14 protein-coding genes and 4 tRNA genes are annotated in these 14978 nt (G+C 63.5%); 7 read left to right on the top strand and 11 right to left on the bottom strand.

Features of this window, described 5'->3' with window-relative positions; genetic code table 11:
• Nucleotides 1-136 precede the first annotated feature (136 nt).
• Together HOP53_RS06065 and HOP53_RS06060 are read left to right on the top strand one after the other, a co-directional pair.
• On the top strand, nt 137-430 hold the full coding sequence (locus HOP53_RS06065) for an FAD assembly factor SdhE (RefSeq protein WP_234269179.1): 294 nt from the start codon (nt 137-139) through the stop codon (nt 428-430).
• Nucleotides 390-782 (top strand): hypothetical protein, encoded by a 393-nt coding sequence (locus tag HOP53_RS06060; protein WP_234269178.1) that lies wholly within the window; start codon nt 390-392, stop codon nt 780-782. The genes HOP53_RS06065 and HOP53_RS06060 overlap by 41 nt, the downstream gene beginning before the upstream one ends.
• A gap of 39 nt (nt 783-821) precedes the next feature.
• On the opposite strand, the gene nadB is transcribed toward HOP53_RS06060, so the two are convergent.
• The 7 genes from nadB to uvrY form a co-directional block, all read right to left on the bottom strand.
• On the bottom strand, nt 822-2420 hold the full coding sequence (gene nadB / locus HOP53_RS06055) for an L-aspartate oxidase (RefSeq protein WP_234269177.1): 1599 nt from the start codon (nt 2418-2420) through the stop codon (nt 822-824).
• Between the two features lie 88 nt (nt 2421-2508).
• A tRNA-Leu gene (locus HOP53_RS06050) sits at nt 2509-2595 on the bottom strand.
• 39 nt (nt 2596-2634) lie between these two features.
• Nucleotides 2635-2708: transfer RNA gene (locus HOP53_RS06045), tRNA-Cys, on the bottom strand.
• Between the two features lie 14 nt (nt 2709-2722).
• Nucleotides 2723-2797 (bottom strand) — tRNA-Gly (locus tag HOP53_RS06040).
• A 70-nt stretch (nt 2798-2867) separates the two neighbouring features.
• Nucleotides 2868-3416, bottom strand: coding sequence for a CDP-diacylglycerol--glycerol-3-phosphate 3-phosphatidyltransferase (pgsA, locus tag HOP53_RS06035; RefSeq protein WP_234269176.1), 549 nt, complete (start codon nt 3414-3416; stop codon nt 2868-2870).
• 67 nt (nt 3417-3483) lie between these two features.
• Nucleotides 3484-5298 carry an excinuclease ABC subunit UvrC gene (uvrC, locus tag HOP53_RS06030; protein ID WP_234269175.1) on the bottom strand — a complete coding sequence of 605 codons (1815 nt, stop codon included), beginning with the start codon at nt 5296-5298 and terminating at the stop codon, nt 3484-3486.
• A 24-nt stretch (nt 5299-5322) separates the two neighbouring features.
• A complete protein-coding gene (uvrY, locus tag HOP53_RS06025) occupies nt 5323-5976 on the bottom strand; it encodes a UvrY/SirA/GacA family response regulator transcription factor (protein ID WP_234269174.1) in 654 nt (217 codons plus the stop codon).
• Nucleotides 5977-6228: 252 nt separating this feature from the next.
• On the opposite strand from uvrY, the gene HOP53_RS06020 reads away from it, so the two are divergent.
• Together HOP53_RS06020 and HOP53_RS06015 are read left to right on the top strand one after the other, a co-directional pair.
• Nucleotides 6229-6304 (top strand) — tRNA-Ala (locus HOP53_RS06020).
• Nucleotides 6305-6719: 415 nt separating this feature from the next.
• Nucleotides 6720-8126: an amidase gene (locus HOP53_RS06015; RefSeq protein ID WP_234269173.1), complete on the top strand. Its 1407-nt coding sequence runs from the start codon at nt 6720-6722 to the stop codon at nt 8124-8126.
• A gap of 22 nt (nt 8127-8148) precedes the next feature.
• Here the strand turns inward: HOP53_RS06015 and HOP53_RS06010 are convergent, their stop codons facing one another.
• Nucleotides 8149-9894, bottom strand: coding sequence for a GGDEF and EAL domain-containing protein (locus HOP53_RS06010; protein WP_234269172.1), 1746 nt, complete (start codon nt 9892-9894; stop codon nt 8149-8151).
• Nucleotides 9895-10160: 266 nt separating this feature from the next.
• Here HOP53_RS06010 and HOP53_RS06005 point away from each other — a divergent pair, with 266 nt between their 5' ends.
• On the top strand, nt 10161-12176 hold the full coding sequence (locus HOP53_RS06005; protein WP_234269171.1) for a sensor domain-containing diguanylate cyclase: 2016 nt from the start codon (nt 10161-10163) through the stop codon (nt 12174-12176).
• Between the two features lie 193 nt (nt 12177-12369).
• Here the strand turns inward: HOP53_RS06005 and HOP53_RS06000 are convergent, their stop codons facing one another.
• The 3 genes from HOP53_RS06000 to flgA form a co-directional block, all read right to left on the bottom strand.
• On the bottom strand, nt 12370-12819 hold the full coding sequence (locus HOP53_RS06000; RefSeq protein ID WP_234269170.1) for a flagella synthesis protein FlgN: 450 nt from the start codon (nt 12817-12819) through the stop codon (nt 12370-12372).
• Nucleotides 12816-13097, bottom strand: coding sequence for a flagellar biosynthesis anti-sigma factor FlgM (flgM, locus tag HOP53_RS05995; RefSeq protein ID WP_086508815.1), 282 nt, complete (start codon nt 13095-13097; stop codon nt 12816-12818). Before flgM ends, HOP53_RS06000 begins: the two co-directional genes overlap by 4 nt.
• A gap of 140 nt (nt 13098-13237) precedes the next feature.
• Nucleotides 13238-13927, bottom strand: a complete 690-nt coding sequence (gene flgA, locus HOP53_RS05990; RefSeq protein ID WP_234269169.1) for a flagellar basal body P-ring formation chaperone FlgA — start codon at nt 13925-13927, stop codon at nt 13238-13240.
• Nucleotides 13928-14122: 195 nt separating this feature from the next.
• Between flgA and flgB the strand changes: the two genes are divergently transcribed.
• Together flgB and flgC are read left to right on the top strand one after the other, a co-directional pair.
• The gene (gene flgB, locus HOP53_RS05985; protein WP_234269168.1) at nt 14123-14536 is read left to right on the top strand and encodes a flagellar basal body rod protein FlgB; all 414 of its coding nucleotides are present in this window, start codon (nt 14123-14125) and stop codon (nt 14534-14536) included.
• Nucleotides 14537-14567: 31 nt separating this feature from the next.
• Entirely contained in the window at nt 14568-14975 is a 408-nt protein-coding gene (gene flgC, locus HOP53_RS05980; RefSeq protein WP_234269167.1) for a flagellar basal body rod protein FlgC, read from the top strand.
• Nucleotides 14976-14978 lie beyond the last annotated feature (3 nt).

Genomic DNA, 14978 nt, shown 5'->3' with positions numbered 1-14978 from the left:
ATACTGCTCAAATCGTGATAAAACAACGCACTACGACCATGGTCAAGGAAATCGCACATTGCGAGGGTAGGCGCTGCCGTATTCTCGAGGGTTCGGTATACTGATGGACCATTCTTTGAGACCACCGAGGCCGACGTTGAGCGAAGCGAACACCCCCGATGCCGCAGCCTTGCGCAAGCGGCTCTACTGGCACTCACGACGCGGAATGTGGGAGCTCGATCTGCTGCTGATTCCCTTCCTCGAGCACTGCTACGATCAGTTGAGCGACGACGATCAGGCTGCCTACCGGGCCCTGATCGAAGGTGAGGATCAGGATCTGTTCGCCTGGCTGATGAAGCGTGAGCCGCCTGCCCCGGAGTTTCAGCGAATCGTCACCCTGATACAGCAACATGCCGAGAACGCCGACAACGATCCTCATCGCCCGGTCTAGGCTGGCGTGGTGCAGTCAGCTCCTGCTGGCCGTGCTGGTCACAGGCATCGTGCTCCACTTGGGGCCGAGCTGGCTGGCCGTGCCGGCCGTGGGGTGGCTGGTGCCGCTGGCGTGGTGGCTGTGGTGCGGGCAGACGCGTGGCGTATTGCACATGCATCCGGAAGCAGCCGGCGACTGGCGTTGGTCATGGCAGTCTGAGCCGGGCGCAGAGGCGGTGCCGGTCAGGTTGACTTGCGATTACCTTGGCCCCTGGTTGCTCGCCCTGAAACTCGACGGACGCAGAGCATGGCTATGGCCCGATAGCGCACCCGGCGATGCGTTACGCCAGCTGCGCCGCGCCCTGGCGCGATGACGCACGGCGTAGCGGCTGGGCGCAAGCCGGATGACGCCGTTACACGCTGAGGTCTTGCAGGTGCAGGCGTGATGGCTGTGGTGTCAGGCCGGCCTTCAGGTGGTCTGGGCAGTCCGGATTGTAGTGCAGCCCGCGGGATTCGCGGCGCATGCGCGCCGCCTTGACGGTCAGGCGGGCCAGCCTGAGCGCATGCCACAGGCTCGCCAGTGCTGTGCTGGGTGCTGCATTGGCGATGACGCTTTGTACCTCATGTATCAGCGTGTCCAGTTCGCCGGCAGCGGCATCGAGCCCCGCATCGCGGCGCACGATCGCCACATGACGGCTCATGACGTCGCGCATACGCAGACGCCATTGCTGAATGCGTTCGGCATCGATCGACTCATCCCCCGCAGGCGCGCAGTTCAATGAAGCCGGGCCGGATGCCTCGAGGTACGCCAGCTTGGCAGCGCAGCTGCGGGCAAAGACCAGACACTCCAGCAGTGAATTGCTGGCCATACGGTTGGCGCCGTGCAGGCCTGTGCAGGCCACTTCCCCGATGGCATACAGGTGCGGCACGCTGGAGCGGCCGTCCAGGTCGGTGGCAATCCCGCCGCAGCTGTAGTGGGCGGCGGGCACCACGGGAATCGGCTGTCGGGTGATGTCCAGGCCGCGACCAAGGCAGTGGGCATGGATGGTGGGGAAGTGATGACGTATGGCCGGTTCGCCCAGGTGTGTCACGTCCAGCCAGACATGGGGCGAGCCGGTGCGCTGCATCTCGGCATCGATGGCGCGGGCGACGATGTCGCGCGGTGCCAGTTCGGCGCGGGGATCGAGTTCCGGCATGAAGCGGCGGCCGTCGGTGCTGAAGAGGCGTCCGCCTTCGCCGCGCACCGCCTCGCTGATGAGGAAGGGGGGCCCTTCCGGATCATAGAGGCAGGTGGGATGAAATTGCTGGAACTCGAGGTTCATCAGCTCGGCGCCCAGTTCGGCCGCCATCATCATGCCTTCGCCGCTGGCCGGGTGCGGGCTGGTGGCGTGGCGATAGATGCCGCTGGCGCCGCCGGTGGCCAGTACGGTGTCGTTGGCCTCCAGTTCCTGCAGTCGGCCTCGCTCATCCAGGCAGCGTGCGCCGCGGCAGCGGTTCTCGACGTCCGAGAGCAGATCGATTGCCACCAGGTCGTCGCGTATCGTGATGGCGGTATGCGCCTCGGCATGGCGCTTCAACGTATCCAACACGGCACGACCGGTGGCATCCTCGGCGTGGATGATGCGCCGCGTGCCGTGGCCACCTTCGCGGGTCAGGTGGTAGGGGTAGCTGGCCGTGGGGCTGTCGTCGCGGGTGAAGGGTACGCCGAGCGAGAGCAGCCATTCGATGGCCGCGGGTCCTTGCTCGACGGTAAAGCGCACGGCCAGCTCGTCACACAGCCCGTCGCCGGCCACCAGCGTATCCGCTACGTGGGCATCGAAGTCGTCCTGGGGGGAGAGCACCGCGGCAATGCCGCCCTGGGCCCAGCGGCTGGCGCCCTGGTCGTCGCTGGCGGGACGCACCAGCGTGACGCGACGCGTCTCGGCGGCATGCAGGGCGAGGGTCAGGCCGGCGACACCGCCGCCGATGACCAGTACGTCATGTTCGCTACGAGCCAGTATGCTTGGAGCCATGCGGGTTCTCGCTGAAGCCTGTTGCATCAGCCAGCTTGGCTCAAAGGTGCCTGAGATGACAGGGATGAGAGAGGGATAGCGAAGAGCCTGGTGCCCGGAGCCGGGCTCGAACCGGCACGGTGTTGCCACCGAGAGATTTTAAGTCTCTTGCGTCTACCAATTTCGCCATCCGGGCGGCACGGTTTCGAGCAGGCAGCTGAAAGGGGACAAGAAATGGAGGCTGGAGTCGGAATCGAACCGGCGTACACGGAGTTGCAGTCCGCTGCATAACCACTCTGCCATCCAGCCTCTGTGAGTCGTATTGGAGCGGGAAAGGAGATTCGAACTCCCGACCCTCGCCTTGGCAAGGCGATGCTCTACCACTGAGCTATTCCCGCTCGACTCGAGAGCGAATTATACGGATAAGCCGGTTAATGTCAATCACTTGTTGGCACTGGCGGGGCTCGGCTACATCGCGCGGGACAGGTGGGGCCAGGCGGCGCGCAGGTACATCACCATCGACCAGAGGGTCATGATCGCCGCAGCGTGCAGCGTCACGACACCCAGCAGAGAAAGCTGCGTGCCGGGTGCGAAAGCCAGCAGCAGCAGCAGCGCAATCATCTGCATGGTGGTCTTGGCCTTGCCCAGCCAGGAAACGGCCACTTTGCCGCGCTTGCCCATCTCGGCCATCCATTCGCGCAGCGCCGAAATCACGATCTCACGGCCGATGATCACCAGCGCCGGCAAGGTCAACCAGATGCTGTCGAAGCGTTCGATCAGCAGCGCCAGGGCCACGGCCACCATCAGCTTGTCCGCTACCGGATCGAGAAAGGCGCCGAACGGGGTGGATTGATTCCAGCGGCGGGCCAGGTAACCGTCGAGCCAGTCGGTCACGGAGGCCAGGGCGAACAGGCCGGCCGCCACCGGCATGCTCCAGGAATAGGGAAGGTAGAAGAACACCACCAGCAGCGGGATGAAGGCGATTCTTGCCAGCGTCAGGATGTTGGGGATGTTCATTGACGAGAGGTCCTTGCCTAAGGTCAGGAAAGCCGAAGAGGCCCCATTCTATCTGTACCGGGCGTTATCATCCATGCAAGGAGCGATGAATCGCTTCGGCCAGCGCGGCGCTGATGCCGGGAACCCGGGCCAATTCTTCGCGGCTGGCCTTCTTGACCCCCTGTAACCCGCCGAAGAAGCGCAGCAGCTCGCGCCGGCGCTTGGGGCCGATACCGGCAATGCCTTCCAGGGCGGAGCTGCGGCGGGCCTTGTCGCGGCGATTGCGGTGTCCGGTGATGGCGAAGCGGTGGGCTTCGTCGCGCACGTGCTGGATCAGATGCAGCGCAGGCGAGGATCCCGGCAGGTCGAGGGTGCGATCGATGGTTTCGATGAACAGGGTCTCGAGGCCGGCCTTGCGGGTGGTGCCCTTGGCCACGCCGAGCAGCAAGATGTTGCCGACTCCCAGCTCGGCAAGGACCTCGCGGGCTAGATTGAGCTGCCCCTTGCCGCCGTCCAGCAGGAGGATGTCCGGGGCGATGCCTTCCCCTTCGGCAAGACGCCGAAAGCGTCGAGCGAGCGCCTGGCGCATGGCGGCGTAGTCGTCGCCCGCGGTTTCGCCCTCGATGTTGAAGCGACGGTAATCGGACTTGCGTGGGCCGTTGCTGTCGAATACCACGCAGGAGGCCACGGTGGCCTCGCCGTGGCTGTGGCTGATGTCGAAGCACTCGAGGCGCTCGGGCGGAGCGGGGAGCCCCAGGGCGGTCTGCAGTGAATGAAAGCGCCGGTCGAGTTCGCCCTGACTGGCGAGTCGGCTGCCGAGCTGCTGTTCGGCATTGGTTCTGGCCAGTTCCAGCCACTGGCTGCGGTGGCCACGCACCCTGTGGGTCACCCGGACGCGCCGCTCGGCGCGACTGCTCAACGCACTTTCCAGGATGTCGCTGTCGGGGAGTGGCAGGCTGGCGATCACCTCGCGCGGTATCTCGCGCCCCTGGCCCAGGTAGTACTGACTGACGAATTCGCCTAGCAGCTCGGCGGGATCGAGCCCCAGGCCATTGTCCGGCGCGTGATGGCGAGCGCCCAGCAGCCGCCCCTGACGAACCGCCAGGACGGAGATGCACAGTGCTCCTTCGCGTTCGGCCAGAGCAAAGACGTCGGCGTCGCCGCCTTCGGTGTCCACGAACTGGCGATGCTGCAGCTGGCGCAGGTGTTGGATCTGGTCGCGCAGGCGGGCTGCATCCTCGAAGGCCAGATTGCGGCTGGCTGTCTCCATGGCCTCGGTCAGCTCCTGGGTGACCTGTTCGCTGCGTCCTTCGAGGCACATCACTGCGTGCTCCAGGTCGCGACGATAATCGGCTTCACCGATATAGCCCACGCAGGGCGCGCTGCAGCGTCGGATCTGGTACTGCAGACAGGGGCGTGTGCGATGGGCGAAGACGCTGTCCTCGCAGTTGCGTATGCGAAAGATCTTCTGCATCAGCGACAGGCTTTCACGTACGGCGTTGCTGCTCGGGTAGGGGCCGAGGTAGCGGCCGTCCTCATGGCGCCGACGGGCTCGCTTGTACTCCAGCGCCGGGAACGGATGGCGGTCGGTGACGAAGACGAAGGGGTAGGACTTGTCGTCGCGCAGCAGGATATTGTACGGCGGACGCAGCTCCTTGATCAGCGTCTGCTCGAGCAGCAGCGCCTCGATTTCGCTGCGCGTGACCGTCACTTGCACATCGGCGATGCGCGAGACCATGGCCTGGGTCTTGGCATTGAGCGCGCCGCGGAAGTAGCTGGCCAAGCGCGCCTTCAAGCGCTTGGCCTTGCCGACGTAGAGCGTATCGCCTTGCTCGTCCAGCATGCGGTAGATACCCGGCGACTGGGTGAGGTTGGCAAGGAACTGGCGCGAATCGAAGCTCATGGCGCTAGGATACCAGACGCTCGCTCAGTTGGTGGGAGTGGTGTCGAACCCCTCTACCAGGCCGTGCTTCAATCCCAGGTGCGTCAGCTCCACGTCGGTTTCGACACCAAGCTTCTCGAAGATCCGGTAGCGATAGGTGTTGACGGTCTTGGGGCTGAGGAACAGACGGTCGGAAATTTCCGAGACCCGCTGGCAGTTGACGATCATCATGGCGACCTGCAGTTCGCGCTGGGAGAGCTTGTCGAACGGATTCTCCTCGGAGTCGAAGCGCGACAACACCAGGCGCTGGGCGATGTCCGGGCTGATGTAGCGGTGGCCGGCAAACACGCTGCGAATGGCCTCGACCATGTCTTCCACCTGGGTGTCCTTGCTGATGAACCCCCCGGCGCCGGCTTCGAGCATGCGCTGAGCGAAATTGTCCTCCATGAAGCCGGTCAGAGCGAGAATGCGTACGTCTTCATTGTTGCGCATGATCTTGTGCGTGGCCTCGAGCCCACCGATGCCCGGCATGCGCAGGTCCATCAGTATCACGTCCGGTTTGAGCGTACGGCACAGCGTAACGGCTTCTTCGCCGCTGGCGGCTTCGCCCAGCACTTCTATGTCTTCTTCGTTCTCCAGCAGGCGAGCGAGACTGGTACGAACCAAGTGATGGTCATCGACAATGAGCACCTTGATCAAGCTGACATTCCTCGTCATTACGGCGGCCGCCGACAGGCAGGGTGCCGCAGGCTCGTGATCGGATTCCGCGATGCTATCGAGTGAACCCACGTAGTCCCGGGCAAGCTTGCCACACTCGCCCGACAAGGGAAATTGAATGAGTATCCGGTTTCCATGGTATTTCTCAACGAAGGCCGTCATCAACGTCGGGGTATTGACGAAGCCGTGTGTGGCAAGTAAGATTCGCCTCGTTCTCGCATCGCGAGTGCATGTGGGGCCTTAGCTCAGCTGGGAGAGCGCAACACTGGCAGTGTTGAGGTCAGCGGTTCGATCCCGCTAGGCTCCACCAACAAGCTTCGACGAATCAGCCGCTTAGAGTAACCCTCTAGGCGGCTTTTTCGTGTGCCCGAATAACTTCAGGAAACATTCCAAAGCTTCTCGAAACTCTCTGGGTACTCGGCCACGGCGATGTGATGCGGTGCTTTCTTGCGGGTCTTTCCTTGCGGGACTTCGCGCAGCAGGACCTAGGTCGTGGGCGGTGCTGCGGTGCTGCGTTACTGCGGTCCTTGGCGGTTCGCCTGTTTCTTCCCGCATGACTACGTTGGTGAGCAGGGGGGGTGATAGCGGCTTCGGCCACTGCCGCCCTGATGGTAGGTCGCTGGTTGGCAAGGAAACGCTGAACGTGCTGCCGTTGCCTGCGGTTGCGTTGATGGGCATCTGTTTTCCACAATCAGTAGTGTCTCACTGGAAAAAAGGAGGTTCTTGTGAGCGATACCGATCTGGGGGCCATGGATGCTGGCCAACTGAGGGAGCTGTTCAAGAGCGGCAGGGCGTCGCCGCTGGAAGCGACGCGCGCAGCGCTGGAGCGTATCGACCGTTTCAATGAAGCCGTCAATGCTTATGTGCTGGTCGACCGAGATGGTGCTGAAGCTGCTGCCGAAGCATCGGGCAAGCGCTGGCAGGCAGGGCGGCCGCTGAGCGCGATTGATGGCATTCCCGTCTCATTGAAGGATCTGACCGAATCGGCCGGTTTGCCGGCGCGCAAGGGGTCGTTGACGGTGTCGGATGCCCCCTGCGAGCGGGACTCTCCGCCGGCACGCATGCTCCGCGAGGCCGGTGCGGTGATTCTGGGTAAGACCAATACGCCGGAGTTCGGGTGGAAGGCCATCACCGACAATCGTGTCTTCGGCGCCACCGCCAATCCGTGGGATACGCGGCTGACGCCGGGGGGCTCGTCTGGTGGCGCCGCGGTCGCTGCGGCGCTCAACATGGGTGTGCTGCACCAGGGTGGCGATTCGGGCGGGTCGATCCGCATACCGGCCTCGTTCACCGGTGTGTTCGGCTTCAAGCCCACCTTCGGCTGGGTGCCGGAGTGGCCTCGCTCCAAGGAAGCGACGCTCTCTCACCTGGGGCCGCTGACCCGAACCGTACCCGATGCGGTGCGCATGTTGAACGTGATAGGGCGCTACGACTATCGCGATCCTTACGCCCTGCGCGGTCAGCCTGCCGATTGGGGGGAGGAGCTGGGGCGGGGTGTCGAGGGAATGCACATCGCCTTTTCACCCACGCTGGGCTACGCCCGGGTGGAGCCGGAGGTCGCCGAGTGCGTGCGTGAGGCCGCGCGCCGACTGGAAGGGCTGGGGGCCGTGGTGGAGGAGGTCGATCCCGGCTTCGAATCGCCAATCCGCATCTTCAATACGCTCTGGTTCACCGCTTCGCTTGCCGTCTATCGCGAGCACAGCGAGCGCCAGCGTCGGCTGCTGGACAGTGGTCTGGTCTCGGATGCGAAGCGGGCGGAACGGCTCAGCGCACTCGACATGTTCTATGCGCTCAGTGACCGGGCGCGGCTGACGGAGGGGCTCGAGCACTTCAACCAGCGCTATCACCTGGTGATGACACCCTCAGTGGCGGTGCGTCCCTTCCCCCTTCGTCACGATGTGCCGCCGGGCAGCGGCATGCGCGATTGGGTAGAGTGGGCGCCGTTCTCTTATCCCTTCAATCTCAGCCAGCAGCCAGCCGCATCCATTCCCTGCGGCTTCACACCGGATGGTCTGCCGGTCGGCTTCCAGTTGGCTGGTGGTAAGCATGACGATGCCCGCGTGTTGCGCGTCAGCCAGGCTTACCTGGAGGCCTATCCGCCCACCTTTCCCGAGCAGCCGAATCAGGTGTGACAGCGGCCCGAGGAGTGGCGTTTCACTCCTCGGGGGGCTGGTGTTCGTCGAGCCATGCGGTTAGTGCCTTGGCGCTCAAGGCTGGGCAGTACAGATCACCCTGGACCAGACGAGCGGAGGTAGCTTCCATGTCGGCTGCCACCTTTTCGTCATCTATACCAACGATCACGGGCTCGATGCCCAGGGAGTTGAGCATGCGGCACGATGCCTCAACCAAGCGTCTTCCATCGCGATGTGCACGTGTCAGCTGTGCGTCGACGGTCGCTTTGTGGAAAGGCAGACGCGACAGCCAGGCAAGATCCACCGGAGTGCTGCCGAGCTCCTCGACGGCAAGGCGAATGCCGAGCTGCTCGAGCCGCTTGAGCATGTGAGTGGCTCTGTCCAGATCGCTGCCTAGGCCCTGAGCGGGCACCTTGAGAGTCAGCCACTCGAATGACGGCGTGTCCAGATGTCTCAGAAAGTGGTCCAGGGGACGACTGTCGAAAGTGTCCTGTGCCAGGTGTGCCTCGCACAGGTAAAGTGAGATCGGCAGTTGGGCCAGCGGCGAAGCGTCGTCGCTCCACTGGCGATGGTCGGCAATGATTGCCCGAATCATCCAGCGGTTGAGGCGTACGCCGAGCCCCAGCCGTGCGATCGCGTCGAGGTAATGGCTTGGTGGCTGCTGCCAGCGTTCGGGGTGCTTCCAGCGCAGCGTGCCTTCCATACCGGTGCAGCGCAGCGAGTTGCGATCGAACTCGGGCTGGTAGTGCAGCGCGAAGTGCCGGTCCGGCAGGTGGATGGCTTCGCTCAACTGGCTCTCGAGCCGGTACTTCTCTTTCAGTCGCGAAGTCAGACGGTGATCGACGAAAGCCAGCCGTCCTGGGCCCTTCTTGCGTGCCGTGAAAACGGCGCCACGGGCAGCGTGGACCAGTGTCTCGAGATCCTCGGCATCGCCGGGGTAGAGCGCTACGCCGATAGAGGAAGTCAGCAGCAGGTATCGATCCCCGCTGTTGAAAGGCGGCTCCAGGGCTTCCTGCAGCCGCTCAGCCACGACCTGGGCTGCCTCGGCGGTGCCGTCCTTCTCCAGCAGTACCACGAATTGGTCGCTGCCGAGCCGGGCGAGCGTATCCTTGCTGCGCACCACCTGCTGCAGCCGTCTGGCGATATCGCCGAGTATGCGGTCCCCCTCGATATGGCCCACTGCATCATTGACCGCCTTGAAGCGGTCGATATCGATGAACAGCAAGGCGAGCGTGGTGTCGGCACGCTCGGCTTGGGCCAGAGCGTGATCGAGGCGATCCCGAAGCAGCAACCAGTTGGGCAGTCCGGTCATCGGGTCGATGTGTACCCAGTGTCGCTCGTCCAGCAGCTCTCCACCCGGAGTGGTGAAGCGCACGAAGGAGTAGAGTCGGCCGCGTGGGACATGTTGGTCGTCTTGCAGAGTGTCGACCAGCATCAGAACCGGCACCGACTCGCCGTCGCTCTGGCGGCACAGTACCTCCTGCTGCCAGGAGAGAGCCGTGTTGTGGGTGTCGTCTCCCGAGCCGGGGAGACCTGAGAATGGGTGCAGCGAAACGAAAAAGTCCTCGATCGGCCAGCCGGTCGTCTCCGCCCTGTCGCTGCCGGCAATACGGCAGAAAGCGTCGTTGACCATCATGATGCGCCCCTCGGCATCGGTGATGACCATGCCGGTCTGGCTCTGCTCGAAGGCATCTTTCACCAGCCGGGCGGGGTGCTGGGCTAGGAGCGTGGCCTGCTTGCCCGGTGGGCGGTTGCCGTGATGGTTCATTTATATGCTGTCACCGATGTATTCCTGCCTGCGTATTCTATCGGCCAAAGTTGGCTGAACTTGAGGGCGTTAGGCCTTCCGTTGAGAAGGCAATTCAATCTTTGGGTAACATGTTCGATCTTCCCAAGATGCTCAAGTTCGCTTTGGATGTGCCGATAACAGAGCAATGGAAATCTGTTTCCCGATGCGCGGGGCTGCCAGGGGAGGCGGCATGTCCTGTCTGACTTGCTCGGCGGGCGCCAACCACCTTGACAGAGGATATCTTCTTGCACTTACCGGCGCGTATCGGGGTCCTGGCTCGCTCGATCTGCTCGCTACAGGGACGCCTGCTGGCGGGCCTGGCAATGACCTGGCTGGTCATCGTCGGGCTGGTACTGCTGCTGGCCTGGCAGTTCGGCAAGGGGCTCGTCGACGATGCCAATCTGGCGCATCTGCGTTATGAGTCCCAGCTGATCGCCGGCGATCTCTCCGAGCAGGTCGAGCGCAGGCTGCGCGCGTTGGAGCGACTGGAGCAGGGGGTGCGTAATGTGCCGGCAAGCGAGATAACTGCTCGGCTGGAGAATGCCCAGGTATTACTGGAATGGTTCGAAGGGCTCATGGTTACCGATGCCGAGGGTCGTGTCGTGGCCGATTGGCCCATCGTGCCGGGGCGTGCAGGGCTGGAAACCACAGCGACGGAGTATTTCCGCATGCTGCGTCATTCGCCCTGGCCCTATGTGAGCCAACCTTTCATCGGCAGGGCCAGCGGCGACTCGCTGGTACTGATGCTGGTTCCTCGTTTCGACGATCAGGGTATCTTCAATGGCACGGTGGGGGGGATGATCAACCTCACCCATGGTGGCATGTTCCGCCGTCTGGAGGAGATCAGGCTAGGGGATGCCGGCTATGTGTCTGTCTTCACGGCCACTGGTGAGCTGCTCTTTCAACCTCGCCGCGCCCGGGTTTCTTCTCTCGGTCGGTCGTTGGGGAGTGCCGCCGAAACTGACACCCTGCAACAGGCGCTGGACGGCTGGCAGGGAGAAGCCATTGCATCGAGCGAAGAGGGGATTCCGACCCTGATGGCTTATCGTCAGATCTGGCCGGCAAACTGGATCGTCAAGGTGGCCATTCCTCAGACACAGGTACAGGCCCCGTTGGGCGACTTTCTGGCACGCTTGTGGTGGGCCTGGCTGGCGCTGGCCATCTTGCTGCTCATCACCATGCGCTGGTTGGTCAGGAGGCTGCTGCTACCGCTGCATCGACTGGAACGGCAGATTGCGCAGGTCGGTGCGGGAGAGCGGCGCTATCTCGAGCTCTCTACCAGCATGCACGAGTTGCGACAGGTAGCCGGCAGCTTCAACCGACTCGAGCATGAGCGACTTGCCGCCTTGGAGCATCTTCGCGATCGGCAAGCTTTTCTCGATGCCGTGCTCGGCTCGACGCCCATCGGCATGTTCGTGGCGGATCTGAGCGGGCGAATCAATTATCTGAACCCGGCACTGCTCGAGCTGCTCGGTCTCGAACAGACGCATGAGGCCCGCGACTGGTGGGAGCGAATCCACCCCGACGACCGGCGTGGCACCGAGGACATGTGGCGTTACACCTTGGCCACCGGCAGCGACTTCGTACGCCAGCTTCGCTTCCTGCATCCCGACGGTGTGACGCTGTGGGTCGAGGTGCACGCCAGCCAGGTGCTGGGCAACGACCAACCGCTGGGCTTCGTCGGCATGGTCAAGGACATTACCGAACGGCGGCAGCAGGAGGCTTTGCAGCGCTGGGAGGCCGAGCACGATCCGCTGACGGGGCTGCTCAATCGCCGCGGGTTCGAGCGGCGCCTGGAGGAGGCGCTGGCCGAATACTCCAAGACCGGCACGCCATCCGTGCTGATTCTGTTCGACCTCGACCACTTCAAGCCGATCAATGACGAAGGCGGCCACGCCCTGGGTGACGAGATGCTGCGGCGCGTCGCTCAGGTGGTGGCGTGGGAGGTGCGGCGCAGCGACCATGTCGCCCGCCAGGGTGGGGATGAGTTTGCCGTGCTGCTACCCAGCTGCACGCTCAAGCAGGCGGAAGAAATTGCCGAATCTCTGCGGCGTGCCGTTTCCGAGGTCACCGTCAGCAATGCCGGCAAGACCTACAGTATCACGCTGAGCATGGGCGTCACGTCACTGCGGGAGGGCGATGACGCTATCGAATCCGTGTTCGCGCGAGCCGATCAGGCCAGCTACCAGGCCAAGGCCGACGGTCGCAACGCCGTGGTGGTCACCGCGTCGGACGACGACCTGATCGACAGTTTGTGGTGAGATGGGCGGCGACATGCGAAAGTGGGCAAAGGCGCGTGCAAAAGGGCAGTTCGACAGGAGGGTGCGCCAGGAGAGGCCGTCAGGAAAGTGCGATAGCGGGTGTGTGAAACTGCCTGCTGGTAGCTGCGAAGTGGTAGCAGCGCACAGTGTTAGTGGCTTAGCGGAAGCTGCGTAGCGGTTGCCGGCACTGGCATCAGACCGAAGCGTTGATGCGTCCTGTCTGCGCCGCGACACGACCGCTGGCGCGGTACACAGTCTTCTCTGCCGCCTGGTGAATGAAGTCGAGCAGGCGTGTGTTCTGCTCCATGCGCAAGGCAACGAGCTCGCCGTTCAGCGTATTGAGGCGCTGAGCTTCGCGAGTCATTTCCAGGGTCTGCATCCAAGCCTCTTCGCAGCCTGCATCCAGCGCGGCCTGATGGGCTCCCGCGGCACCATCGGCATAGCCCAGGCGCTGCTGAACGCCTTGGCGCAGCTTTTCGCTCGCTTCCAGGCGGGCCAGCAGCCCCTGCTTGCGCTGGGCAACCTCGGTGAGGGTCTCGCTTTCGATGTCAGCGCTGGCCAGCAGCGCTCGTTCGCGCATGAGCAGTTCGGTGAACTCACTCAGACGCTGCTGCTGTTCCTTGAGAAGCTTTGCCAGGCTCATGCCTTGCGGCTCTCGGCGGACAGCGATTCGATAAGGGAATCGGCAATGCGCTCAGCGCGGATTTCCAGGCGACCCTCGCGGATGGCTTCACGAATCTCCTCGACTCGCGCCTTGTCGATATCGCGGGAGGCATCGGTAGCCTTCTGGCTCAGATGCGTAGCGGCCGAAGGCCCGGGCTCCTGCTGCCCCGAGGGGGTAGCGCCCTTGACCGGTTGAGCCTCCTCGCGCGGTTGCGTCTGGGTCGGGCGAGTCAGGGGGTTTTGGCTGTTGATCTTCACGTTAATGGCCTCATGACCGAATGCTTTTACCTGCTATCGGCAGGGCGAGGGATAACTTTAGGCCTGATTTTGCGGCACGAGTTTCCCGGGCGAAGCTACCCATTCCCGTTCAGGGGTATATCGAGGTGCGACGACCCGTGTCAGAAGTCTACGACAAGGGCGCCTTCTCCGACCACCTCGGCGGTCATGACTTCGCGGTTGTCGAAACGAACCCGAATGCGATCGCCGAGCGCGCCGGGCTCCAACGCCTGCCCCTCGCGGGCAATGCGAAACCCTTTTCCCCTGGCTTCTACGACCACCCGCTGATTTCTTTCCACCAACGGCAGGTTGCGGAACTGATGCTCCAGCAGCGGCTGCCCTGGGCTGAGCGGCCGTGTAGCCACTTGTCCGACGATGCGGTCGACCTCGAGCAGGACACGATTGGGGAGTTCGGCGAGATTGCCCGACTGCATGACCAGATGCTCACGCCGCACCGTCTCGCCGGCAGAGAGGGGAGTGTCGAGCACGGGGTACTCGCCGATCACGCCGATTTCGGCCTGCAGGTAGCGCACCTGACGGCCGTCGTCGCCGCAGCGTACGCCGACGGAGATACGACCCAGCGGCACTTCGCCGGGGCGTGTCAGGAAGGGCGCCGGCGATTCGCAGGTGGGTAGCCGCGCGGAAGGAGGGCGCAGCTCGATGATGAGTTCGTCGCCCAGCGCGCTGGTCTGCTCATGAAGAAAGCCATGCACGGCTTGCAGCAGCTCGCCGTCGTCGGCCGAGGCGGCCGGCAGCGACAGCAGGCCGGCCAGCAGTGTCGGTAGCAGCAGGGCAAAGCGGGTAAGGCGCATGGGACGGAGCCATCCAGCATGGGTATTGGCAGGATTCTAGCGGGCGGCGCTGGGCTGAAACAGCGGAAATGAGCGATGAAAAGAGGCCTGTTTCTGCCATTGATGTGACAAGAGCGTCGTTACTCTTCAACCTCAAGAAGTTCCGTATGTCTTCAACCTGTCTTCAATCAAGGTTTCGCACGGGGGAGTGCCGGCATGATCGACCAGCTCGAAGCCGCCTTTAATTACCACCAGCAGGCGCTGGGGCTGCGCCAGCAGCGCCACAAGGTGCTGGCGAGCAACATCGCCAACGCCGATACGCCCAACTACAAGGCGCGCGACTTCGACTTTGCCAGCGAGCTCAAGAAGGCGGTCGAGCAGGGGCGTACGTCCAGCGGCGGCCTCTCGCTGGCGCGTACCTCCGAGCGCCATCTGGCGGGTCAGGGCATGTCGGCGTCCCGGCAGGAGCTGCTCTATCGCATTCCCGATCAGCCCAGCCTGGACGGCAATACCGTGGACATGGATCGCGAGCGTACCCAGTTCGCCGACAACGCGGTGCGCTACCAGGCGGCACTGACCATCATGAACAGCCGGATCCAGGGGCTGAAGAACGCCATGCAGCCGGAATAACAGGCCGGAACAAAGGAAGAGAGATCTTACCATGTCGATGTTTTCCGTGTTCGATATCGCCGGCTCGGCCATGAGCGCCCAGTCCCAGCGCATGAACGTTACCGCCAGCAACCTGGCCAATGCCGACAGCGTGGCCGGCCCCGATGGCCAGGCCTACCGTGCCAAGCAGGTGCTGTTCGAGTCACGCCTGCAGGGCGGGCATGGCATCGGTGGCGTCGGCGTGCGCGAAGTGGTCGAGGATCCCTCGCCGTTGCGCATGGAGTACCGTCCCGAGCACCCGCTGGCCAACGAAGAGGGCTATGTGGCCATGCCCAACGTGGAGCCGGTGCACGAGATGGTCAATATGATCTCCGCCTCGCGCTCCTACCAGGCCAACGTCGAGGTCATGAACACGAGCAAGCAGATGATGCTCAAGACGCTCACGCTGGGTGAGGGCTGATCG

Origin of the sequence: Billgrantia ethanolica (assembly GCF_021404305.1) — a bacterium.
GTDB classification, from domain to species: Bacteria; Pseudomonadota; Gammaproteobacteria; order Pseudomonadales; family Halomonadaceae; genus Halomonas; species Halomonas ethanolica.
The sequence above is the reverse complement of the archived record's forward strand: the minus strand, read 5'-3'. Positions and strand labels throughout refer to the sequence as shown.